Here is a 22,550-nt window from a genome sequence, read left to right as displayed (position 1 = left end):
GGCACGGGCGACACCCAACGTTTATGCCGATCTGTCCGGTTCCTGTGGTGTGTCAAACGCGAAAAGACATTATGAAACGGCCTCAGCGATCCAAATCCAGTTCTTTGTGGAACGGTGTCCCTCTGCCCATGCCTGCTAAGCTGGCAACGGCTGTTTTAGCGTTATGCATGCTGTTGCCAAGCACCCTTGTTCTTGGCAATACCGCCGCGCCCGATCCGCAACGGCATCAGCCACACCAGATGCCGGGCCAGCATACGCACGGCTCGCAGCGGATGGATGAAGGCATCGTCTGGGCAATAGATATTGTTCCACCAGCATTTTATCTTGAAGACGGGCAGTTGAGCGGGTTCGGCTCGGATGCAGTCAACTGGTTTATCAATTCCATAGGCCACCACACCATCAAGGTCCTGCCCCTGCCCCGTGGCCGGGCATTCGAGGTCATGCACCATGCCAATATGTCTGGGGATCACACAGTTTGTATTCCCGGCGTTCTGGAAACACCACAACGGGCCCGTGACTTCATCCTGAGCAAGCCGGTTTTTTCACAACTGCCCGTTTCCCTGATCATCAAGGCAGACCGGGAACCCGAATTTGCCCCGTTCCTGACCAATGCAGGCGAAATTGATTTGGCACGCCTGCTGCGCAATGACCGCTTCTATGCCGCACTGGAAGCCGGGCGGTCATATGGCCTGATCGTTGATGACATTCTGCGCCCTTATGAATCTGGCAAGCATATCCAGAAGACCAGACAAACCGCAGAATTCACCACAATGCTTGAACTACAGCGTATTGACTGGTTTCTCGCCTATCCAATCGAGGCCGAACATCAGCGCAAATCCGCCAACCAAGACGGCATGATCAAATCACTGCCAATAGCCGGGATGCCAGAAACACTTGATGCCAGAATCGCGTGCAGCATAACGGATACCGGGCGGCATTTGGTCGAACATACCGATGCCATCATCGCAGACTTCCCGGAAATGCCATGGGCGGAGGGATATATTGAATTGCTGTCCCCCGATGATGCCAAGCGTTATCGCGCCCTGGTCCTCAAACGGCAGGCCTCTCAGTAAGCGCCCACATCAAAAGTCCTGATCGGTAGTCCGCCATAAAGCCGCATCCCGGAACACAAAAAGCCGACACTTCTGCCGGCTTTTTGAAATCTTCCTGATACGCTGGTCAGTTCTGATGAACGCGATTAAGGCCCTCTTCGGGGTCATCATCGGGTTGGCCGTCATCATCTTCTTCATCGACCTTGTCGATATGCTGCTGGTTCTCAACCCCCATACGACGGTAGGAACGGTAAGATAGCGGCATGGTGATGAAATAGATCGCAGCAATGGCCGACAGGGTCAGCCACGGCGAGGACACCAGAAACGCAACCGATGCGCCGAATGCCAACATCAAGGGCAAGACCCACGCACGCGGGATTTTGACCTTTTTAAAGCTGTAGGTCGGCAGACGCGACACCATCAGACACGCAATCAAGACACCATAAGGTGCAACGATATACGGGCTGTCAAAGATGCCTTCGCCAAACTGGAAGGTCAAAACGATTGGCCACATGGCAAGGGCGGCTGCCGCCGGGGCGGGAACCCCGGTGAAAAAGCGATAGGCCCATGTCGGCAATTCCGGCTCGCCGAGCATCTGGGTGTTAAACCGTGCCAGACGCAGCATCATGCAAACCGCAAACAGCAACGACAATGCCCAACCGATTGATCCAAATTCATGGAGCGACCAGAAATACAGCATCATCGCCGGTGCAACGCCAAAACAGACAAAGTCCGACAGGCTGTCAAGTTCAGCACCAAAGCGGCTTGACGCGTTCAGCATGCGGGCCAGACGGCCATCAAGACCGTCAATGATCCCGGCAATCAGAATGGCGGCAACGGCGGCCTCCCATCGATCCTGCATCGCAAAGCGGATCGAGGTCAGACCGGCACACATGCCCATCATCGTCGCAACATTGGGCACAAGCCGCGTTAACGACATGGCCTTAAAGCGGCGCGGACGACGGGTAGGTTCGATGCCGCCAGCCATTAGCGGATCTCCCCGATAGCGGCTTCTTTGCCCTTGACCGAAACATCGGCAAGAACCGTTTCACCCGCAATCGTGGTCTGACCGACAATCACGTTCGGCGAGACACCTTCAGGCAAATACACATCAACGCGCGAGCCAAAACGGATCAGGCCAAAACGCTCACCAGCCTTAAGCTGTGATCCGGTTCCGACATCACACAAGATACGACGAGCAACAAGGCCTGCGATCTGGACAACACCGAACTCACGGCCTTCTTTGTCACGGACCAGAAGGATCTGGCGTTCGTTATTGTCAGATGCTTTATCCAGCTCTGCATTGACGAACTTGCCCGGAACATAGGCCTCGCCGATGATTTCGCCATTGACCGGGCAACGGTTCACATGGACGTTGAACACATTCATGAAGATCGACACGCGCGTACGCGGGGTCTTGTCTTCAAGTTCCAGTTCTTTGGGCAGCGGCGCCTGCGAAATCATGCATACGCGGCCATCTGCCGGCGAGATCACCAGATTTTCATCGGTCGGTGTGATGCGATCTGGATCACGGAAGAAATAAGCACACCACAATGTCAGGATCACACCGATCCAGCCCAGCGGTTCCGCAATCAGGAACAGGCCCAAAGTGATCGCCGCGAAAATTGCTACGAATTTCCAGCCTTCAGGATTAATCGGCACAAGAACGGATTTCAAAGTCTTAATTCCCTGGTTGCCATGGATTGGGCATATCAATTCGGCACCATTGGTACCATGCGGGGGCGTTCTTAGCATCTAGTGATGACAAAGGGCAACGCAACCCTGCAGAACTGTATCGCCCTCATAAAAACAAAGGGCAGAACACACTTATCATGTGTTCTGCCCTTCGAAAAGAAAAGCGATGCTTACTGAGCTTTTTCTTCGCTGGGCAGTGCAAATATCTGCCCAGGATAAATCAGATCAGGGTCGCGGATTTTTTTGCTGTTCTGATTGTAGATGACCCAATATTTCAGGCCATCGCCATAGGTCCGACGTGCAATCCGCCACAGGCTGTTGCCCGGCTGAACAACATAGCGTGAACCCGGCTCAAGAATTTCTTCCGGCTTGGCCCGTTCGAACGGAATTTCCACACGCGCGGTGACTTTATCGGATGCATCAATCTGATCGGCACGCATCGTGTAATTGCCCGGTTCAATCGGCTCGCCAATGGTCAGCGCCCAATTCCCGTTTTCGTCCGCAGGGGCCGTTCCGACATGCTTGTTATCAAGATAAATCCGAACGGTATGATCCAGATCGGCCTTGCCCGACATCGCAACGCGACCTTCGGTGTCGTAATCGACGATATCAATCGACAGGCGCGGCATTTTTGCAGTTGGCTCATCGCCATCCTTCGGCGTTGCCTCAGCCGTTTCGGTTACCGGTTCGGGCGTCGCTGTCGGGCCCTGCAACACAGTGGCCGCACCATCACCTGTGGATGGGACTTTAAGCGCAATGATTGGCTGTTCTTCGGCAGGCTTCGTATCGGTGCTTTCGGTGTCGCTTAGCGCGGGTGCCGGTTTGGCATCCGGGATCAGGACGACAACCTTGTCATCAGCTTTGCTGATTTTTCCGGTTTCGTCTTCGGACTCAAGCGACAGTTCGCGATCCCCGCTGGTCAGTGGCTTGCCCGGAAGGACAACCCATTCGCCGCGCTCATCCGCCGTTGCTTCGCCGATGACTTCGTCACCTTCGCGAATGACCACTTTGCTGTTGGGTTCTGCACGACCGGCAATCACGGCATTACCATCCGGGCCGATGCGCACAACATCAAAGCTTGGATTGGTAATGGCCGGCGCCGTCGTTTCCGACGTCGAGTCCGGTTCCGTGGTCGGGACCTCTGACATTTCAGTGGTCGAAACAGCAGGCGGTTGCATTGCTTCCGGTGCGGTTTCTTCATCCGCACTCTTGGTCAGCATGTAATTTAGCGCAATCGCTGCAATGATCAGTACAACGCCGACAATGACGAGGATATAGGGTCGTTTCACCGGAAATATCCTTGAACGATGTTTATGTTATCGGGGCCTGGCCCCATGGTCGCATCGAAAGCCTTGGTATTGCTTGCCATCTTCCCCTCAAACAACCCGCTTCGACGCGTTAATTAGAAACTTGTACTACTTTCAGTCCACAGTTTCCATAACGTAACGAACAAACGATATCGTGCAACCGTTAGGTAAAGATGAATAGAATCAGTCTGTTTGCATAAACATTAAGGACGGCCTCTAGGAAATGGTTCCCGCCATCTGCGCACCGACATAGGCAACCAATGCCGCCATGATCAATGGCAGGGCCAAAACCCCGAACCGGATCACGCTGCCCAGTATCACCGCCTGTGCCGGGTTTCCCGCCGGAATGTGGGCTGCAAGCCGTGGCCCGGCCCGCCCTGCCGAGACCACCAAAAGCAGAACGGCAAAGGAAACACAGGATGCAGGCATGCTGATCATGACCGCTGCCGCACTTGCCATCAACGCACTGACAACGCCAAGCCAAACAGCAACACGGTATTGCGGGGCGGCCTTTTCAGACACCAACGCAACAACCAGAGCGATCCAAAGGGCAGCCTGAAACACCACGTGATCCCGCAATCCGAATTGATCGGCAATAATCCCCTGCCCCAATGCCAGCGTCATCAAGACGGCCACCGGTCCGGGTTTGGCGATAATTGCCAGATCAAGCGGCCCATCTGTTGAGGCTGACTTCGCCGTTTTGGCCTTGGTCGCGCGGGTTGCTTTGGTTTTCTTACCCTTGCCGGATGTGGCAGACGGGTCTTCATCTTCGGAAAAGTCGGGACGTGTGACCCACAGGAAAGTGGCGCCAACAATCAGGAATGCCAGCCAAGCCAGCAACTTAACCGCAAACGGATGATAGGAAAGACCACTTACCGGGGCGGCAAGAACCAGCCAGGCCCCAAGAATTACAAGAAGGACGGCAACAATCAGACTGATGCGTTCTGATAGTTTGGCAAAATCAAGGATCGCACCACAGACACCACCAAGGACCAGCATCAACAACGCCGCACCAATGCCGCCACGCGCGGTTTCAGGCAAGCCGATGGCCGCAGGCACGGCAACAGCCACTGCCGGAATAATCGCCCCAAGTACCAGACGCCGCGCCACCGCGCGATCCAGACCAAGCCACAGGGCAAGCATCAGAACGGCGGCAATAATACCCGATACCAGAATGGCGAGAATAAAGGGGTTGTCGACAAACACGTTGGGCGATCCTGCCTTCTTTTTGTTTCATGAATGCGCAGCAAGACGTTTTCCTGCTGCGCTGGTCCGGCTGCACTAGCCTTCCCACAATCAGGTTCATAACTTGTTAACCCTCAGGCGAAACATGCCCGATTAATCAAGCTGTCAGACCTGATTGGCCTTTTTGCAGGTAAAAGCAACGAAAATGCGGCGCGATCACGTCATTAAAATTTAAATGCTGCCCTGCGGAAATTCTTGCCCCAAGGCCGGTTTGATCGGCTATGGTCACTGTGAGTACGGGTGTGCGGCGGTGTTATCTGCTGTTGCCCGCTACCTGCGAAACAAAAAGCAAAAGGCAGGTCGCCATGACAAATGTAAAATCAATCTGTGTATTCTGTGGCGCATCGGACGGCAAAGATCCCCGTCACATGGAAAATGCCATCGCCTTTGGCAAAATGATGGCCGAACGCGGCATCAAGCTGGTCTATGGCGGAGGCCGCATTGGCCTGATGGGGGCTGTTGCCGATGCCGTCATGAAGAATGGCGGCGAAGTGGTCGGCATTATCCCCGCACATCTCGACGATATCGAAGTCGGCCATACCGGCCTTTCCGAATTGATCGTGTGCAAATCCATGCATGAACGCAAAGTCGAAATGTTCAAGCGGTCCGACGCCTTTGTCACCCTTGCCGGGGGGCTTGGCAGTCTGGATGAAGCATTTGAAGCCATGACCCTGCGTCAACTTGGCATCCATGACACTCCGATGGTGTTTTTCAACGCCCTTGGCTATTGGGATAAATGCCTTGATATGATCGATGGCATCATTGCCGATGGCTTTGCGCGCGAAAGCCACAAAAACCTGTTCACGGTTGCCAATACGCTGGAAGAAATTTTTGAACAACTTGCCGCCGAACCGGCCCCGAAATTCGATCCGCGCGAAAAACTGTTCTGAGTTTGCGCCTGATCTGGTGGTGACACCGCAGAATCCGGTCCTTAAACACCATCGTAAAGCCGATCAAACCGCCCTTTTCACAAGGGCGGTTTTCTTTTGGTCATTCGGATCTCTAGAGACACCAAAAACGATCTTTGATCCGCGACTCCCACGCCGCTATCTGACAGGCAGCGCATCACGAGTTGAGTGATCCCTCGCCTTTCCCCCTGCTGCCCTTCTTCATTTTTCTGGCCGAACGCCTGCATTGTCAGCAATCACGATACATTTAAAGTTACAAGACAATTGACACTCGCAATTTACGTTACTTATAAAGTTACATGAATAACCAAAATCGCATTCCGACCAGACAAACAGGACCAAGATCATGATCCCCAAAACGATCTCCAACGAAACATCCCCTCGCCCGATATTTGATGTCGCCATTATCGGTGGCAGTTTTGCCGGACTGACCGCCGCAATGCAGCTTGCCCGCGCCCGACGCAATATCTGTGTGATTGATGCGGGCAAACCGCGTAATCGATTTGCGCTGACATCACACGGTTTTCTGGGGCTGGATGGCAAAAGCCCGACGGAAATTCGCAAGACGGCGATATCACAGCTCATGGCCTATCCCACGGTTACCATGCGCGACGGGCTGGTCAGCCACGCCGAACCCCATGCAGGTCCATATGACAGCGACATGCGTTTTGACATTACGATCGAGGGCAGTGAATGCATCACCGCGCGCCGCATCATTCTGGCAACCGGTGTGCGCGATATCCTGCCCGATATTTCCGGCATGACAGAACGTTGGGGCGTAACAGTTTTGCATTGTCCTTATTGCCATGGATATGAAGTCCGCGACGAGCAGATCGGCGTCATCGCCACCATGCCCCAATCAAGCCATCAGGCAATGATGCTGCCCGATTGGGGGCCGACAACCTATTTCACGCAAGGCGTCTATCTGCCCGATGACGAGACGAGCGCAAAAATGGCGCAACGTGGCATCACGATTGAAAACAGCCCCGTGGTCGCACTTCTGGGAACCGCCCCGGTACTTGAGGCGGTGCGTCTGGCAGATGGCCGCACGCTGCCGATCACAGCCGTCTTTACCGGACCGAAAGTCGCTATGCCGTCTCCCGTTGCCGGGTTGCTTGGCTGTGCCTTTGATGACGGACCACAAGGCCCGTTCATCAAAGTCGATGCATCACAGGAAACCACTGTACCCGGCATTTTTGCCGCCGGTGATGCTGCGGCCGCCCGTCATAATGCAACCCTTGCCTCGGCCGCGGGGATCATGGCCGGATTTGGTGCCCATCAATCTTTGATCTTTGCCTGATCCCGGTCGAGCAAACGCTACGCCGGTACAATGCCGCCCGATATCCGGGCGGCATTTCTGTCACAAATCGCCGTTCAACAGGGTGTTTGAACTGACATTCAGGTGAACATCTTGTCTTAACACAAGCCTTTCTGCGGCTTTCACCCTCCCGCCCAACATTCATCTGAATGTCATGCTTCTGAAATCTTAGTGACAACGAAGCCGCGTATGATCGTTTTCATGTTCAAAGCAACAAGTTGAACGATCAAATGAATATTTCGACCCGCCAACGCGACATCATCGACATTCTGCGCCGCGACAGCTTTGCCTCGATCGAAGCCCTTGCAGATCATTTTGCCGTCACACCGCAAACAGTGCGCCGCGACGTCAATATGCTCAGCGACGCCAATCTGGTGCGCCGTCGCCATGGCGGTGTTGAATATGCCGGTGAACCGGGCATGAACCTGTCTTATGACAGTCGGCAAGTCACCAATATTGCCGCCAAACATGCCATATCGCTGCATGTCGCCAATCTGATCCCCGATGGCGCATCGATCCTGATCGGGATTGGCAGCACGTTGGAGCTGGTCGCGCTTAATCTGGTCGATCATCGCCATCTGACCGTGATCACCAACAATCTGAATGCCGCCATGGCGCTGGGCAACAATCCCGGCAACCGGATTGTTATTCCCGGTGGGACGCTGCGTTTACCAGATCGCGACGTCATCAGCCCGGACGCCGAAGCGATGTTTAACAATTACAAGGTCGATTACGGCCTGTTCGGGGTTGGCGGGATCGAACCCGATGGAACGCTGACCGATTTTGACCACCGCGAAGTGTCTCTGCGTCAGGCGATTGCCGGGAATTGCCGCAATTCCATTCTGGTTGCCGACAAATCGAAATTTGGTCGCCCCGCCCCGGCCAAGGGCGGGCATATCACCGACCCGGACATTGTCGTTGTCGACAGCATCCCCGATGGGCCATTTGCCCCCCTGTTTGATCGACAAGACGTCCGTTCACGCCTTCACATTGCAAAAAGCGAAGTTCTTAAATGACGGCCGAAACACCCTTTATCCAGATCCATTCCGTATCGCGCGTGTTTAACGGCGGCAACGGGGTGCATGATCTTTCGATTGATATCCCGCGCGGCAGCTTTGTTGTTCTGCTTGGCCCGTCGGGCTGTGGCAAATCGACAACCCTTCGTCTTATTGCCGGTCTGGAAACGGCTGATCAGGGTCGTATTTTGATTGATGGCACAGATGTCACCAACAGCCCCCCGTCAAAACGGGGATTGTCGATGGTGTTTCAATCCTATGCCCTGTTTCCGCATCTTGATGTGGCGGAAAACATCATCTTTGGCCTGAAGGTCCGCAAGACCCAGAAGGACGAGATTAAAACCCGCCTTGCCGAGGCGCTTAATGTCACCGGCCTTGAAGGATATGAAGACCGCAAACCGTCCGAGCTTTCCGGGGGGCAGCGCCAACGTGTGGCATTGGCGCGTGCGATTGTCGCTGGTCATCCGCTGTGTCTGATGGATGAGCCGTTATCAAACCTTGATGCCAAATTACGCCATTCCGTGCGCAAGGACATTCGTGATCTGCAGCAACGTCTTGGGATCACGGTTGTCTATGTCACCCATGATCAGACCGAAGCCATGAGCATGGCCGACATTGTTATCCTGATGAAGGATGGCAAGATCGAGCAATCTGGCAATCCGGCGGATCTTTATCTGCAACCGGCCAGTGCCTTTGCCGCCGGTTTTGTTGGCAGTCCGCCTATGGCGCTTTTGCCCGCCTCCGCCCTGCCAGAAGATGTCATTCCCGAAGGCCACGCTGCCAACACCCTGACCTTTGGCATCCGCCCCGAAGATTTAGCTCTTTCGACCGAACCGGATAAAGCGCCTTGGGGCATCGCCGCCACCGTCACGGGCAGCGAATTTTTGGGTGCAGAAACCTATGTGTTTGTCGCGATCCCCGGAACGGACGGGGCAACTGCCCGCCTGCCCGGTCGCGTCCATATTTCGCCCGGGACAGAAGTCTCGCTCAGTTGGGCTGGCGCTGCAGCCCACTGGTTTGATGGCGAAACCGGTCATCGTCTTGCATCGATGAAGACCAGCCATACAGCGCAAGAAAAACCTTCAAGCATCGAAACTGACACTGCAATTCCGACATTGTAACAGGGAAACCATGTCCATGCGTAAGATCGTAACCAGTGCCGCCTTTGCGGCCGGACTGATGGCAACGGCGGCAACGCCTGCCTTTGCTGCGACCGAATTGACCATGTATTATCCAATCGCTGTTGGCGGCCCGCTGACCGACGTGATTGACGGCATGATCGAAGGTTTTGAGTCCGAACACCCGGACGTCAAAGTAAACGCCATCTATGCAGGCAATTATGACGATACCCGTCTGCGCGCCGTATCGGCGATCAAAAGCGGCGACCCGGCACAGCTTTCCGTCATGTTCTCGATCGATGTGTATGATTTGATCGAACAGGACCTGATTGTTGCGTTTGACGATGTGGTCAAAACCGCCGAAGACAAAGAATGGCTTAAAGGCTTTTACCCGGCCCTGATGGCCAATGGCACGGTCGATGACAAAACCTGGGGCATCCCGTTCCAACGTTCGACCATTGTCATGTACTACAACAAGGACATGTTCCGCGAAGCCGGCCTTGATCCGGAAATGCCGCCAAAAACCTGGGAAGAACTGGTGTCGACCGGTAAAGCACTTTCCAAAGACGGCAAATGGGGCCTGATGGTGCCATCAACCGGATATCCGTACTGGATGTTCCAGTGCTTTGCCATTCAGAATGGCAAAGAGCTTATGAGCAGCGATGGTTCAGAAACCTATTTCGATGATCCGGCCGTTGTCGAGGCCCTTGAATTCTGGCGTGGTCTTGCCACCGATGAGAAAATCATGCCGGAAGGTACGATTGAATGGGGAACGCTGCGTCAGGCATTTGTTCAGGGTCAGACCGCAATGATGTGGCATTCAACCGGCAACCTGTCGGCTGTTAAACGCGAAGCCAAATTTGACTTTGGTGTTGCCATGTTGCCTGAACACAAAAAACCGGGATCGCCGACCGGTGGTGGCAACTTCTATCTGTTTAAAAATGCTACCGATGATCAGAAAGAAGCATCCCTTGCGCTGATCAAATACATGACCGCACCGGAACGTGCTGCGGAATGGTCGATTGCCACCGGTTATGTTGGTGTCACGCCAGAAGCATATGAAACCGATGCGCTGAAATCCTATGCTGCTGACTTCCCGCAGGCCCTTGTTGCCCGCGATCAGCTTGAAGTGTCGATTGCCGAGTTTTCCACCTATGACACCGCACGCGTTCGTGACGGTCTGAACAACGCCATTCAGGCTGCTTTGACTGGCGAAAAAACGCCAAAAGAAGCCCTTGAAGGTGCTCAGGCCGAAGCCGTTCGTCTTCTGCGCGCATTCCAGTAAGGAATGCCGATCTGCAACCGAAGCGGGCCCCCAATGCCCGCTTCGGTACTTTTCATTTATCAATTTGATCAATTCCATCGTTTTTACGGACGTTCTGACCATGAACGAAATGGCCCGACTTCAACACCGCAGACTAGCGCTTTATGGCTGGATGCTTGCCGCACCGGCCTTGGCCCTCATGAGCTTGTTTGCCTTTTACCCGGCCATTGCGACCCTGTGGCACAGCCTGTTTAGCCGTGGCACCACGCGCCGTCCGTCGGTGTTTGCCGGGCTTGATAATTATGGCGATCTGTTTGCCGATCCAACCTTCTGGACGGTTGCGACCAACAATCTGATTTACGCCGGTGTGACCATCCCGGTTTCGATCATTTTTGCCCTGATCATGGCGCTTTGGGCCAATGCCCATATTCCGGCCCGATCATTTGTCCGCAGTGCCTATTTCACGCCGACCATTTTGCCCATGATTGCTGCGGCCAATTTATGGCTGTTTTTCTATACACCTGATCTGGGGGTAATTGATCAGATCACCGGATTTTTCGGGGCAGAACCCACCAACTGGCTCGGCCAACCGGAAACCGCACTGGCATCGGTAATTATTGTCACGATCTGGAAAGAGTCCGGGTTTTTCATGATCTTTTATCTCGCCGCCCTTCAGACCATTCCGCCGGATTTGCGCGAAGCCGCAAGGATCGAGGGGGCGGGTCGTTGGACCTATACACGCCGCGTCTTACTGCCGCTTTTGATGCCGACCACGATCTTTGTGTTCGTCAATGCCATGATCAATTCGGTCAAGCTGATCGATCATTTGTTCATCCTGACCAAAGGCGGGCCAAACAATGCATCGAAACTGATCCTCTACTGGATTTGGGAAATGGCCTTTTCCTATTTCGACAGCCCGCATGCCGCGGCCATGACCATTCTTGTTTTGCTGACCCTTGGCATTGTTGCCGTCATTCAGTTCCGACTGGTTGAAAAACGGACCCATTACCGATGAACATGCTTGTTTCTGCCAGCACAGCCAAATCGATCCTGCCAAGTTATGACAAGGTTTTGGACGCCATTGGCGCATGGGTTCTGGCCATTGTGTGGATTTCGCCGTTGCTGTTTGCCACATGGGCGGCATTGCAGCCATCTGGCACAGCCCTTGGTCTTGATTTTTCAAACCCGCTGACATTTGAGAACTTTATCTATGTCTGGAATGCCGTGCCATGGGGCGGGTATTTCACCAATACGGTCGTTCTTGTCACACTCATTCTAGCCGGGCAACTGGTGCTGTGCACATTGGCCGGGTTTGCCTTTGCCCGATTTGACTTCAAGGGCCGCGATACGGTCTTTATCCTTGTTTTATTGCAGCTTTTCATTCTGCCGGAAGTGCTGATTGTCGAAAACTACGCCATCATTTCCAAGCTTGGCCTGTTTGATACTGCACTTGGAATTGGCCTGCCTTACATGGCCAGTGCGTTTGGTATTTTCCTTTTACGCCAAGCGTTCAAATCCGTTCCGATTGAACTGGAAGAAGCCGCCCGGATTGAAGGATGCGGCTGGATGGGGGTTTTGTGGAAGGTTTATGTGCCTGCGGCCAAGCCGGTTTATCTGGCCTATGCGCTGGTTTCCATCGCAACGCATTGGAACAATTTCCTGTGGCCTTTGATTGTCACCAACTCACCCGAAACCAGACCACTGACGGTTGGCTTATCGTTATTTGGCGCACCGGAAACCGGGGTTGATATTTCCGTCATCAGTGCGGCCACGATCATGACCATATTGCCCTTGCTGGTCGCGTTCCTGATTTTCCAGCGTCAGTTTATCCAGGCGTTCTTGCGTGCGGGCATTCGATAAGCCAGTCGCCTAACCACAGCATAAAACTCCGCCCAAACCCGAACCAAACCACGATCCCGCCACAGTATTGCGATGTGGCGGGGTTTTGTTTTCATGAATTAATTTCAGATGTTTGGCCGTAAAATCCCGTCGCCTATTTTTTATATTCGGTGCACTATACAAAACCAAATCATAACTTTTACGAATTCATCATATGTCCGTATTGATCCTGTTGCTCAGCACCACCCTGATCTGGGCCATGTTGTTGGTCTGCAACCGCATTGCCCTGACCAGTTTTGACATTGATCCTTATGCCATGACCTGCTGGCAGTTGGTGTTTGGCGGGATTGCGCTTGTTCTGATGGCGCCGGGTCGTCGCATTCCATGGCGGCAATTTACCCTGCCGATCAATTGGGCCTATGGGTTTTTGCGCGTCATGACCGGGGTGACCTGGACCGCATCGCTTTTATATATCAGCGCACCGGAAAGCGGCATTTTGTCGCAAACCGGCATGCCACTGGCCGCCATTGCCGCGACCTTTATTCTGGGCAGAGCCCCCGGGCGGTCTGAATGGCTGGGCCATGTAACTTTAATTGCAGGGGCGGTCTGGCTGGCCTGGCATCTGCCCGGTGGCTTTGCCAATCCGGCCGTTTTATTGATGCTGGCATCCGAGGTCACGGCAATTTCATCATCGGTTCTGGCGGAAAAGCACCCGGATAACCAGATCAAGGATGCTTGGGCGCATTTGCGCTTTACCGGGGTGCTGTTGCTGATCACCGCATCGATCTTTTTGGCGGTTCCGCCACTGGTTGACCTGATCAGTCCGGTACCCATTCCCTATATCTCGACCGCCGGTCTGTTTGGCACGGAAACGCTGATTGCCGGGCTTGTGATCGGGGTTTTGTTTCGCGGACCTGCGATGGTTCTATCCCTGCGATCAATCAAAACAGCCGGAATTGAAAAGTATATTCTTTCAACCAGCATTCTGCCCTTCATCCTGCTGGCACTTGAAATGATTGCCGCCCGGTTTGGTCTGACACCAACGCCGACACATGACAGTGTGTTCTGGATCTCTTCCCTGTTGATCATGATCGGGATAATCCAGATTACAGTTTCCAAACAACGGCATGCTTCAAAACAGCGGATGCTTGCAGCGAAACCGATATCACCCTGATCCGCATGGAATAATTACCCGTCCACGCGAGCGGCAAGGCACGGCTCCCTTTTCCCCGAAGGGAACATCCATCCCACCAACGCCCCCCGATTATGTTGGTGTGATGAGATCGTGCTTTGCCTTCCTTTCGGCGCCCTCCCTGCCGGAAGACAGAAACGCCCGGGACTTCATCCCCGGGCGTTTCCTTTATCTGCTGATCAGATGAGCTTAGAAGGCAAACGAAACCTTTGCCGTGGCTTCCCATACGTCCAGCCCGTTCTGGCCGATACTGAGATACCCAGCACCGACGTCAAAGAATATCTCGTCATCATAGACAAAACGCATCCCGCCGCGCAGTGTCCCTGAAACCGGAGACGTATCTTCATAGGTGAGATTACCCGAAAGAATCTCCCCGTCATTGGGCCGCAGGAACGCGTAATGCAGACCAAGTTCGGCATAGGGCATCCCGATCAGATCATCTGAGAGGACCCTGACTGTGCTGACCTCGCCCGACATTTCTGCTTCGCCGTAGCCAAAATGATCCGATCCGACATTGACCGTCACCGGATTGCCGGCAATCGCGCCGCTCAGATCATAATCCTCGACAAAGGTTTCAGCATAAGACAGGCCAAACCGTGGCCGGAATGTCCATTCGTCGTAACGATATTGACCATTTAGCGCCGTCGCGCCGGAAAGCTGATGAGACAGGTAACTCCCATCAAGCACAACAACACTCAGATCATTGTGCAACAGCATATAGCCAAGCGATCCTTCGACCGCCCATTCCGGCGAGATGCGGTGCGCAATATAGGGCCCGATCGACATGCCATAGGCCTTGGTTTCAAGGTTATCATTGAACCCTTCGGACCGGCTTGTTTCAAAGGATCCCGAAATACCTGCGACCGTGCCTTGCGCAATCTCGCGGTCAACACCGGCAAGAAATGATCCGTTAAATGCCGTCGTATCAAGATCATGACGACGATCATGCGCATAAATGCCGCTGGTTTCTGTCCAGAAATTCCACAGCGGCTCTTCAACAAACTCGCGTCCCGGCGTTAACGGCACAACATCCGATTGCATGCTGATGGACGCGACTGTCACGCCCCGATAGCCACCCTGGCGCACAAGTTCACAAGGGGCAGTGTAAACCAGCCCGTTTTCGGTGCGATAAAGCTGCCCTTCAACATCCAGAACAGCACAGTTGTCACTGGGCAGGAACGCTGCACCGCCTTTTGTGATCTGGGCATTCGCAACTGTTTGGGTAACGCCCGGCGCAGTTGGCGTCACGGTGGTTGGCGGGTTCGTTGGCGGTACTGTTGGCACCGTTGGCGTCAATCCGTCAGGCGGCAACGTTCCAATCGGCGGCGTTATGTTGCTACCGGGTAGCTGCACACCGCCAAGTGATGGGCGCTCGGGGGTAACACCTTCTGGCGTAAATGTACCGATGGGGGGTGTTACGCTGCTCCCGGGCAATTGTACGCCACCGGTTGGTGGAAGCCCCGGCATCACACCTTCTGGCGGAACGGTGCCAATCGGCGGTGTGACGCCACCGCCCGGTAATTGAACGCCACCGGTTGGCGGAAGGGTCGGCATCACGCCTTCTGGCGGTACTGTGCCAATCGGCGGTGTGATGCCACCACCGGGCAACTGAACGCCACCGGTTGGCGGAAGCGTCGGCATCACACCTTCTGGCGGTACTGTGCCAATCGGCGGTGTGACGCTACCACCGGGCAAATGAACGCCGCCTGTTGGCGGAAGGGTCGGCATTACGCCTTCTGGCGGAACGGTTCCAATCGGGGCTGTGACGCCACCACCGGGCAATTGAACGCCACCAGTTGGCGGAAGCCCCGGCATCACGCCTTCTGGCGGAACGGTTCCAATCGGCGGCGTGACGCCACCACCGGGCAATTGAACGCCACCGGTTGGCGGAAGGGTCGGCATAAGACCTTCTGGTGGCGGCAAAACACCAATCGGCGGGGAAAATCCGGGCGGCAGGCCCGGCATCAAACCGGTAGGCGGCAAGGTTGCGATTGGCGGCGTGACATTTCCGGGACGTTCGGGCATGACGAAATCAGGAAAAAGATCCCCGATCGGTGGCAGGTTCACCCCGCCCTTCTGGTTCTGACTGTCAAGAAGGCAGCCAGCACCACTATTGTCATACAAATGGTGCGTACCGCCATTTCCGGTCGAAACAACATTTGAAAGTGTTAGATGCAATCCCCGGCGACCTTCGGTCCATGTATCAACCGTCCCGCCTTGCGCATCGAGCCTGAAAGACCCGGCACTGGTTCCCGAAAGCCAGACCGAATTAGCGTTGCCCGCGGTCTTGCCAACGAAAAGCAATCCACCTTTGGAGCTGCAATTTGCAGCATGGGCGTCTGATGAAAACTGTAATGATGCCACAAGGGCAAGAACGCTAACGCCCGCAACCCCAGCATACGTCCGACACTTCATGCTTCCCGCTCTTTGTTATTTTTAGCCATTTTGCCCACCTCGACACCGACAGGATAGCTGACCTTTCCAAAACGATGCACGCGAAAAATCACCAACCGGGGAAACCCCCGGTTGGTGCATAAGATTACATCGCTTCTTTCGGGGTCACGATTGGCCACCAGAATTCGAACGTATCGAGTGTCGTTCTGAATGCGTCGAACATGGCCGCATCGCCTTTAAGCTCGGCCTTACCTGCATCGACCTGATCTTTAAGCGTGGTCTTGCCGAGCATGACGTCATTGAATTCCGAACGTGCCACACTCAGCGCCACGTCAGGTTGGTCAAACGTTGAGCTGTAATAGTTCAGCACCCCGTTTTCGAGCGCCACGCCATAGGCTTCGTCGGTATCGGTCATGGTAAAGTTCATAAAGATCCGTTTGCCTGCCGCGCGCTCGCCATTGACATGCACCGCAAGGAAATCAAGGAACATGGTCAATGGCATGGATTTGATGATATCGGGCGATGAGGTATTGGGGGCTGGCAATTCCTGAATACCACCGCGCAATTCCTGCGCGCCGGACAGATAGAAGTTACGCCATGGGCCACTTTCGGCCTGATATCCCATTTGTTCAAGCGCATCGGCCAAAAGGTCCTTGGCGTCCTGATTGTCCGGTTCGGCCATCACGACCTTGTCAAGAACCTGAGCAACCCAGCGATAATTGCCTTCGTCGAAATCGGCTTTGGCCTTTTCGATCACGGCATCGGCACCGCCCATATATTCAACGAATTTCGGACCGGCATCCGCAGGTGGCAGTTGATCAAGACGCGATGGATTGCCATCGAAATAGCCAAGATAGAAGTTCCAGACCGCCTTGATGTCATGTTTGACCGACCCGTAATAGCCGCGTGCCGCCCAATAATTTGCAAGCTCGTCCGGGATTTTGATCATCTCGGCGGCTTCTTCCATGTTGTAGCCCATATTGGCCAGACGCAGGGTCTGGTCATTAAGGTACTTCATGATGTCGCGCTGTTTTTTCAGACGTTCGACAATGTCTTCCTTGCCCCAGACCGGCCAGTGATGTGGCGCAAACAGGACTTCTGCCTGCCCGCCCCAGATTTCCAGCGTCTGTTGCAGATAGCCTGACCATGCCCGCGCATTACGGACCTTTGCCCCGCGCAGGGTATAAAGGTTATGCAGGGTATGGGTGGCATTTTCCGCCGTGCAAAGTGCTTTGAGTTCCTTGATGAAGAAATGCATCTCGGATGGTGCTTCGGAGCCCGGCGCCATCAGGAACTGATAGGTCAAACCATCAAGTTCCATGGTCTGGCCGGTTTTCATGATGATATTGGTCGGTTCGATCAGGGTGATTTCGCCCGTCGACGTGCCAAGGCCAAGACCGGTTCCAAGACCGGCATTCGGCCCCTTGCCCAGAAGGTTGCCATACATATATGTCGCACGGCGGCTCATGGCATTACCGGCAAAGACGTTTTCACTGATGGCTTCTTCGGTGAAACCTTCCGGGGCAATGATTTTAACCTTGCCCGATTTGACATCGGCCTCATCGACCACACCGCGAACACCGCCGAAATGATCAACATGGCTGTGGGTATAGATCACACCAACAACCGGCTTGTTCCCGCGATGTTCACGATAAAGATCAAGTGCGACCTTTGCCGTTTCAGCCGAAATCAACGGATCAACGATGGTGATCCCGGTATCACCTTCGATAAAGGTGATGACAGAGAGGTCCGAACCACGCACCTGATAGATTTGCGGGGTGACTTCATACAACCCGCCCTGAAGCATCAATTGTAATTGACGCCACAGGCTGGGGTTCACGGTATCTGGCGCTTCCTTGCCTTTGGCAAACTGATAGGCTGACAAATCCCAAACCGGATTGCCATCTTTGCCATTGATCACGCCATTGTTGGGGATCGGTGCGATGAAGCCGCGTGCGGCATCTTCGAAATCGTCCGTATTATCGAACGGCAATTCATCAAGCACAGCCGCATTCGATGCTTTGGTTGTGTCGCTCGCCGGTTTGGGATCAGCCGCAAAGGCAGCCCCCCCGATGACGCACGACATCAGAACACCTGTCAGTGCACCTGTCGCTTTCTTCAAACTGTAGGTCGTCATTGTCTCAAACTCCGTTTGCTTGCACTGGAATTTGCCCGTTTGGCGGGACTTACTTCGGGAAAAGGAAGGTTAATTGCAGGCGAAGGCCCCAACCATCAGGCCCTGCATCCGGGCTTTCTGCCCAGTATCGGACACCACCGCCCACACTGATTTTCTGATCCCCGATGCTGGTCAGCTTGGTCACCAATGCATTGATCGGGACGGACCATTGTTCGGCCTCCCAATTATAGGTCGTCTCGGTATTGAGGACGTATGTCCAGGCATCCGGGGTGGTGTAATTCAGAAACGGTTGGAAGAAAGACGCATTTGTTTTGGCTGCGGCTGATCCTGCATCCGAACTCCAGATGTGATTGACCAACCCGCCATAGGTCCAGCCATCATGGGAATACAGGCCGACCGCCGATGGTCCAGCCCCCCACTGATCATTGCCAAGATTGTTATCGGTCGCCGTGGGTAAAAGAAGGGCGGGTCCAGCCCCCCAGATCAAGCCACCTTCGGTCGGCTCAACTGGCGACAGAAACAGGGTTTGAACCGTATCGCCAAGCCCGACGTCAGTGCCGCTATTGCCGCGAATGTCATTTTGATAGACCAGCGGCAGGATGGTTCGGGAAATCAGATTCCAGTCTTCATTGATGCTGACCGGCAAGACGGGCTGTACATTGACAAAGGTCTTGTTGCCATCTTCAGTCCCATAGCCGCCATCGTAATTCAATTGAAATGGTACGCTGATCAGACTGGCCACCGGATTGGCCAACTGTTTTGCCAGATCGGAATCATCGGACTGGGCGTGCGCAGGCGCGCTCCAACCGATCAGAACGACGCCCAAAGTGCTAAAAGTTCCGGGAAAAAATCTTGCTAAAAACATCACGGCACACCTCAAAGCCAAGCCAAAGCAATGATGCTTTGACCCTACAGGTCGTGCCAGGCGGTCCCATCAGTTAACGAACAGGCAAATCATTGACGTACTGCGTTTATATGCAGCACGAATGCATCTTGTTTTCCCGACGAAGGGGTGAAAATCTCCCCTGCCCCGAATGCCGTTTGCCGTGTCCTTGGTCGTCTTAATTTTATCTTTTATTTATCGTAGTTTACACCAAGCAATCGAAGATGCGAATAGAAATCATCACACAAAACCCCCGATCATATTTCTGTCACAAACAAAAATGCCGGCCCCCGGGGAACGGGGACCGGCCAAGCCGCACTCGAGCTTAAAAGCTCGCGGGGTCGGGGGAACTGTGTGCGGCCTGTCTAGTTTGCGAAAGTTACTTCGCAATTTTCGACGCTAAAGCATTTTGCATTTAAGTGCGTTAGTGCCCGCCGCCTCCACCACCGGCATTGGCACGCGGTGGCTTGGCCAACGGCAACAGCAAAAAGGCGATAAAGAAAGTCGCTGCCAAGGCAAGATAGACATCGTTAAACGAAATCATCGATGCTTCGCGTGTCACCAGATTGACGATGAATTTCATTGCTGCCGCATGCGGATCAGGAATGCCCATTTCCGAATAGCGCGCCATGATCGTCGCCAGATAGTTCTTGAACGCCGTACTTGCCGGATTGATATGATCCGATAACAGCGAGAAGTGATAATCAATGCGTTTATCAAGCAATGTATTGATCGCCGCCATCCCAATCGCCCCGCCAAGGTTGCGCATCAGGTTGTAAAGACCGCTGGCATTTTTGATCTTTTCTGGTGGCAAGGTACCAAGGGCGAGATTGGTGATCGGCAACATGCAGAACATCAGGGCGGAACCACGGACGACCTGCGGCAAGATCAGTTCGTCAAACGACACCTCGCTGGTGTTAAAGCCATGCATTGCAAGCCCGACAGCAAACAGCAAAAGCCCAAATCCAAGGACAACACGCGGTGGATATTTGGCCGTCATCTTCCCGGCAATCGGGGCAGACAGGAATTGCGCAACCCCGGTGACTGCCATGACAATGCCGATCTCAAGACTGTCATAGCCCCGAATACGGCTGAGCATCAGCGGCATGATATAGACACTGCCATACAGGCCGATACCAAGGGTAAAGCTGAACACGCAGCCCATGGTAAAGTTGCGATCAGCAAATGATTTCAGATCAACAATCGGCTTGTCATAATGAAACATCCGCCAGAAGAAATAGATGCCCGCCAGCACGCAAACAATTGTGCCATAAACGATTGCTGTTTCATCGAACCAGTCATCTTTCGGGCCTTCATCAAGCACATATTCCAGACTGCCCAAAAACACCGCCATGGCGACAAGCCCCTTAAGGTCAAACCCCTTAAGCAAGGACCGGTCGCCCTTATCGATATGCAGCGTCATGCCAACGACAACTGCGATCAGAATACCGGGAAGAACATTGATCAGAAACAGCCAGTGCCAAGATAGCGACTGGGTTAAAAAACCGCCCAATGTCGGACCAATGGTAGGTGCCATGGTGGCAATCAATCCGATCATGACTGAGGCCGTATTGCGTTTTTCCGGCGGGAAAATGATGAAGGTCGTGGCGAATACTGTGGGGATCATCGCACCGCCCAGGAACCCCTGCATGGCCCGGAACCAGATCATGCTTTCAATCGACCATGCAAAGGCCGATGCAATCGACATGACGGTAAAGCCAAGTGCGGAAATCACAAACAGCCAACGGGTTGATATCAGGCGCGACAGAAAGCCCGAAAGCGGGATCATCACCACTTCGGCAATCAGATAACTGGTTTGAACCCAGCCGATTTCATCCGGGCTTGCCGACAGGCCTGCCTGAATATTTTCAAGCGAGCTTGCGACGATCTGAATATCAAGGATCGCCAGAAACATACCGACAACCATCGCGATCCAGCCAATGAACTGGGCACGATCAACCGGCCCGCCTTGCGCAGGACTTATGGCGGGGCTTGGTGCGGTTGAACTGTCAGCCGTACTGCTCATCAGTTAAGCTCCGAGACTTCCGTAGCTGGCAGAGTGCTTTGCGCCAGACCTGAACCGGCAACATGACGTGTGCCATCGGCATCGCGGGTATCGACATCGACAACAACCGACAGGCCCGGACGCAATGCCGCCGCCCATTTGCTGTTATCAAGCGAAATGCGGATCGGAACGCGCTGGGTGATCTTGGTAAAGTTGCCGGTCGCATTTTCCGGCGGAAGCAAGCTGAACTGTGCACCGGTTGCCGGGGCAAAACTTTCGACATGGCCGGTAATTTCGGCATCCGGGAAGGCATCCACCTCGACCGAGACTTTCTGTCCCGGGGCCATGTGGCTGATCTGGGTTTCCTTGAAGTTTGCCACGATATAGGTGCCCGGCAACGGCACCAGCACCAAAAGCTGCTCGCCCGGTTGCACCAATGCGCCGGTCTGAACCGACCGGTTGCCAACCACGCCATCAAACGGCGCATAAATCTTGGTATCATCCAATGCCTGTTGCGCCTGATCGCGCGCAGCTTCAGCCTGACTTACGGCGCGCTCGGCCTCGACTTTCTGGGCGCGCAAAACACCCAGACGTCCCTTTTCCACCGCCAATGTCGCATTGGCGGCCGCGACCTCTGCCTGCGCTGTTTGACGATCAGCCTTGGCGTAATCGAATTTCTGACGGCTGGCCGCGCCCTTTTTGACGAGATCCTCATACCGTTTGTAATCGTCGCTGGTGCGTTCCAGTTGGACGCGCGCGATATCGACATTGGCCGATGCCTGCTTGATCGCAGCATCCTGAAGGGCAATCTGTTCTTCCATAGTACCAACAGCGGATCGGCGCGCCTCAAGGGCTGCGTTGGCCTTTGCCAGTTCAAGTCGGAAATCCTCATCCTTGATGCTCAGCAAAAGGTCGCCTTTATGCACCGGCTGATTTTCCGCGACCCGCAATTCGCCGACATAGCCTGATACCTTGGGGGATATGGCAACTTCATCGGCCTGGAGATAGGCGTTGTCGGTACTCTCATGGTACTGACCTTCGGTCACCCAATAGTACCCGTAATATCCACCGCCACCGATAATCGCCGCTGCGATCAGGGGCAGGATGATCTTTTTCACACTCATCGCCTGATATTTCCTTTTGGTATTGATCAGTACCATTTGTGTATTTATGGTAC

Annotated in this window: 18 protein-coding genes; 9 read left to right on the top strand and 9 right to left on the bottom strand. The window is 54.2% G+C overall.

Annotated elements, in window-relative coordinates; translation table 11 throughout:
* The first annotated feature begins 128 nt into the window (after window positions 1-128).
* Window positions 129-1,073: a transporter substrate-binding domain-containing protein gene (locus RIC05_RS06800; protein WP_350046443.1), complete on the top strand. Its 945-nt coding sequence runs from the start codon at window positions 129-131 to the stop codon at window positions 1,071-1,073.
* Between the two features lie 106 nt (window positions 1,074-1,179).
* Here the strand turns inward: RIC05_RS06800 and pssA are convergent, their stop codons facing one another.
* From pssA to RIC05_RS06780, 4 genes are all read right to left on the bottom strand, one after another.
* Window positions 1,180-2,040: a CDP-diacylglycerol--serine O-phosphatidyltransferase gene (gene pssA / locus RIC05_RS06795; protein WP_350042080.1), complete on the bottom strand. Its 861-nt coding sequence runs from the start codon at window positions 2,038-2,040 to the stop codon at window positions 1,180-1,182.
* A complete protein-coding gene (locus RIC05_RS06790; RefSeq protein ID WP_350042131.1) occupies window positions 2,040-2,738 on the bottom strand; it encodes a phosphatidylserine decarboxylase in 699 nt (232 codons plus the stop codon). The genes pssA and RIC05_RS06790 overlap by 1 nt, the downstream gene beginning before the upstream one ends.
* Window positions 2,739-2,917: 179 nt before the next feature.
* Complete coding sequence (locus RIC05_RS06785; protein WP_350046442.1) at window positions 2,918-4,036, bottom strand: Ig-like domain-containing protein; 1,119 nt, start codon at window positions 4,034-4,036, stop codon at window positions 2,918-2,920.
* A gap of 234 nt (window positions 4,037-4,270) precedes the next feature.
* Complete coding sequence (locus RIC05_RS06780) at window positions 4,271-5,260, bottom strand: hypothetical protein (RefSeq protein WP_350046441.1); 990 nt, start codon at window positions 5,258-5,260, stop codon at window positions 4,271-4,273.
* Window positions 5,261-5,604: 344 nt separating this feature from the next.
* On the opposite strand from RIC05_RS06780, the gene RIC05_RS06775 reads away from it, so the two are divergent.
* From RIC05_RS06775 to RIC05_RS06740, 8 genes are all read left to right on the top strand, one after another.
* On the top strand, window positions 5,605-6,189 hold the full coding sequence (locus RIC05_RS06775) for an LOG family protein (RefSeq protein ID WP_350042083.1): 585 nt from the start codon (window positions 5,605-5,607) through the stop codon (window positions 6,187-6,189).
* A 364-nt stretch (window positions 6,190-6,553) separates the two neighbouring features.
* Complete coding sequence (locus RIC05_RS06770; protein ID WP_350046440.1) at window positions 6,554-7,507, top strand: NAD(P)/FAD-dependent oxidoreductase; 954 nt, start codon at window positions 6,554-6,556, stop codon at window positions 7,505-7,507.
* Between the two features lie 248 nt (window positions 7,508-7,755).
* Complete coding sequence (locus RIC05_RS06765) at window positions 7,756-8,541, top strand: DeoR/GlpR family DNA-binding transcription regulator (protein WP_350046439.1); 786 nt, start codon at window positions 7,756-7,758, stop codon at window positions 8,539-8,541.
* The gene (locus RIC05_RS06760) at window positions 8,538-9,662 is read left to right on the top strand and encodes an ABC transporter ATP-binding protein (protein WP_350046438.1); all 1,125 of its coding nucleotides are present in this window, start codon (window positions 8,538-8,540) and stop codon (window positions 9,660-9,662) included. The genes RIC05_RS06765 and RIC05_RS06760 overlap by 4 nt, the downstream gene beginning before the upstream one ends.
* Before the next feature lie 16 nt (window positions 9,663-9,678).
* Complete coding sequence (locus RIC05_RS06755; protein ID WP_350046437.1) at window positions 9,679-10,944, top strand: ABC transporter substrate-binding protein; 1,266 nt, start codon at window positions 9,679-9,681, stop codon at window positions 10,942-10,944.
* 100 nt (window positions 10,945-11,044) lie between these two features.
* Window positions 11,045-11,938 carry a carbohydrate ABC transporter permease gene (locus RIC05_RS06750; RefSeq protein ID WP_350046436.1) on the top strand — a complete coding sequence of 298 codons (894 nt, stop codon included), beginning with the start codon at window positions 11,045-11,047 and terminating at the stop codon, window positions 11,936-11,938.
* Complete coding sequence (locus tag RIC05_RS06745; protein WP_350046435.1) at window positions 11,935-12,783, top strand: carbohydrate ABC transporter permease; 849 nt, start codon at window positions 11,935-11,937, stop codon at window positions 12,781-12,783. The genes RIC05_RS06750 and RIC05_RS06745 overlap by 4 nt, the downstream gene beginning before the upstream one ends.
* Before the next feature lie 193 nt (window positions 12,784-12,976).
* Entirely contained in the window at window positions 12,977-13,936 is a 960-nt protein-coding gene (locus RIC05_RS06740) for an EamA family transporter (RefSeq protein WP_350046434.1), read from the top strand.
* A gap of 207 nt (window positions 13,937-14,143) precedes the next feature.
* Here RIC05_RS06740 and RIC05_RS06735 read toward each other — a convergent pair whose 3' ends face one another.
* From RIC05_RS06735 to RIC05_RS06715, 5 genes are all read right to left on the bottom strand, one after another.
* Window positions 14,144-16,369: an autotransporter outer membrane beta-barrel domain-containing protein gene (locus RIC05_RS06735; protein ID WP_350046433.1), complete on the bottom strand. Its 2,226-nt coding sequence runs from the start codon at window positions 16,367-16,369 to the stop codon at window positions 14,144-14,146.
* Window positions 16,370-16,493: 124 nt separating this feature from the next.
* Window positions 16,494-18,485 (bottom strand): alkyl/aryl-sulfatase, encoded by a 1,992-nt coding sequence (locus RIC05_RS06730; protein WP_350046432.1) that lies wholly within the window; start codon window positions 18,483-18,485, stop codon window positions 16,494-16,496.
* Between the two features lie 49 nt (window positions 18,486-18,534).
* Entirely contained in the window at window positions 18,535-19,350 is an 816-nt protein-coding gene (locus tag RIC05_RS06725; RefSeq protein WP_350046431.1) for a transporter, read from the bottom strand.
* Window positions 19,351-19,792: 442 nt separating this feature from the next.
* On the bottom strand, window positions 19,793-21,394 hold the full coding sequence (locus RIC05_RS06720) for a DHA2 family efflux MFS transporter permease subunit (protein WP_350046430.1): 1,602 nt from the start codon (window positions 21,392-21,394) through the stop codon (window positions 19,793-19,795).
* The gene (locus tag RIC05_RS06715) at window positions 21,394-22,497 is read right to left on the bottom strand and encodes an HlyD family secretion protein (protein ID WP_350046429.1); all 1,104 of its coding nucleotides are present in this window, start codon (window positions 22,495-22,497) and stop codon (window positions 21,394-21,396) included. The genes RIC05_RS06720 and RIC05_RS06715 overlap by 1 nt, the downstream gene beginning before the upstream one ends.
* Window positions 22,498-22,550: the final 53 nt, after the last annotated feature.

The organism is Thalassospira sp. (genome assembly GCF_040218635.1).
GTDB lineage: Bacteria > Pseudomonadota > Alphaproteobacteria > Rhodospirillales > Thalassospiraceae > Thalassospira.
Note: the sequence above shows the minus strand (reverse complement) of the source record. Positions and strands in the feature narration are given on the sequence as shown.

Bases quoted from the DNA above. Each gene is read 5' to 3' on its own strand.
- RIC05_RS06800 (WP_350046443.1), top strand. From the start codon at position 129: ATGCCTGCTAAGCTGGCAACGGCTGTTTTAGCGTTATGCATGCTGTTG.
- pssA (WP_350042080.1), bottom strand. From the start codon at position 2,040: ATGGCTGGCGGCATCGAACCTACCCGTCGTCCGCGCCGCTTTAAGGCC.
- RIC05_RS06775 (WP_350042083.1), top strand. From the start codon at position 5,605: ATGACAAATGTAAAATCAATCTGTGTATTCTGTGGCGCATCGGACGGC.
- RIC05_RS06770 (WP_350046440.1), top strand. From the start codon at position 6,554: ATGATCCCCAAAACGATCTCCAACGAAACATCCCCTCGCCCGATATTT.
- RIC05_RS06765 (WP_350046439.1), top strand. From the start codon at position 7,756: ATGAATATTTCGACCCGCCAACGCGACATCATCGACATTCTGCGCCGC.
- RIC05_RS06760 (WP_350046438.1), top strand. From the start codon at position 8,538: ATGACGGCCGAAACACCCTTTATCCAGATCCATTCCGTATCGCGCGTG.
- RIC05_RS06755 (WP_350046437.1), top strand. From the start codon at position 9,679: ATGCGTAAGATCGTAACCAGTGCCGCCTTTGCGGCCGGACTGATGGCA.
- RIC05_RS06750 (WP_350046436.1), top strand. From the start codon at position 11,045: ATGAACGAAATGGCCCGACTTCAACACCGCAGACTAGCGCTTTATGGC.
- RIC05_RS06745 (WP_350046435.1), top strand. From the start codon at position 11,935: ATGAACATGCTTGTTTCTGCCAGCACAGCCAAATCGATCCTGCCAAGT.
- RIC05_RS06740 (WP_350046434.1), top strand. From the start codon at position 12,977: ATGTCCGTATTGATCCTGTTGCTCAGCACCACCCTGATCTGGGCCATG.
- RIC05_RS06735 (WP_350046433.1), bottom strand. From the start codon at position 16,369: ATGAAGTGTCGGACGTATGCTGGGGTTGCGGGCGTTAGCGTTCTTGCC.
- RIC05_RS06730 (WP_350046432.1), bottom strand. From the start codon at position 18,485: ATGACGACCTACAGTTTGAAGAAAGCGACAGGTGCACTGACAGGTGTT.
- RIC05_RS06725 (WP_350046431.1), bottom strand. From the start codon at position 19,350: ATGTTTTTAGCAAGATTTTTTCCCGGAACTTTTAGCACTTTGGGCGTC.
- RIC05_RS06720 (WP_350046430.1), bottom strand. From the start codon at position 21,394: ATGAGCAGTACGGCTGACAGTTCAACCGCACCAAGCCCCGCCATAAGT.
- RIC05_RS06715 (WP_350046429.1), bottom strand. From the start codon at position 22,497: ATGAGTGTGAAAAAGATCATCCTGCCCCTGATCGCAGCGGCGATTATC.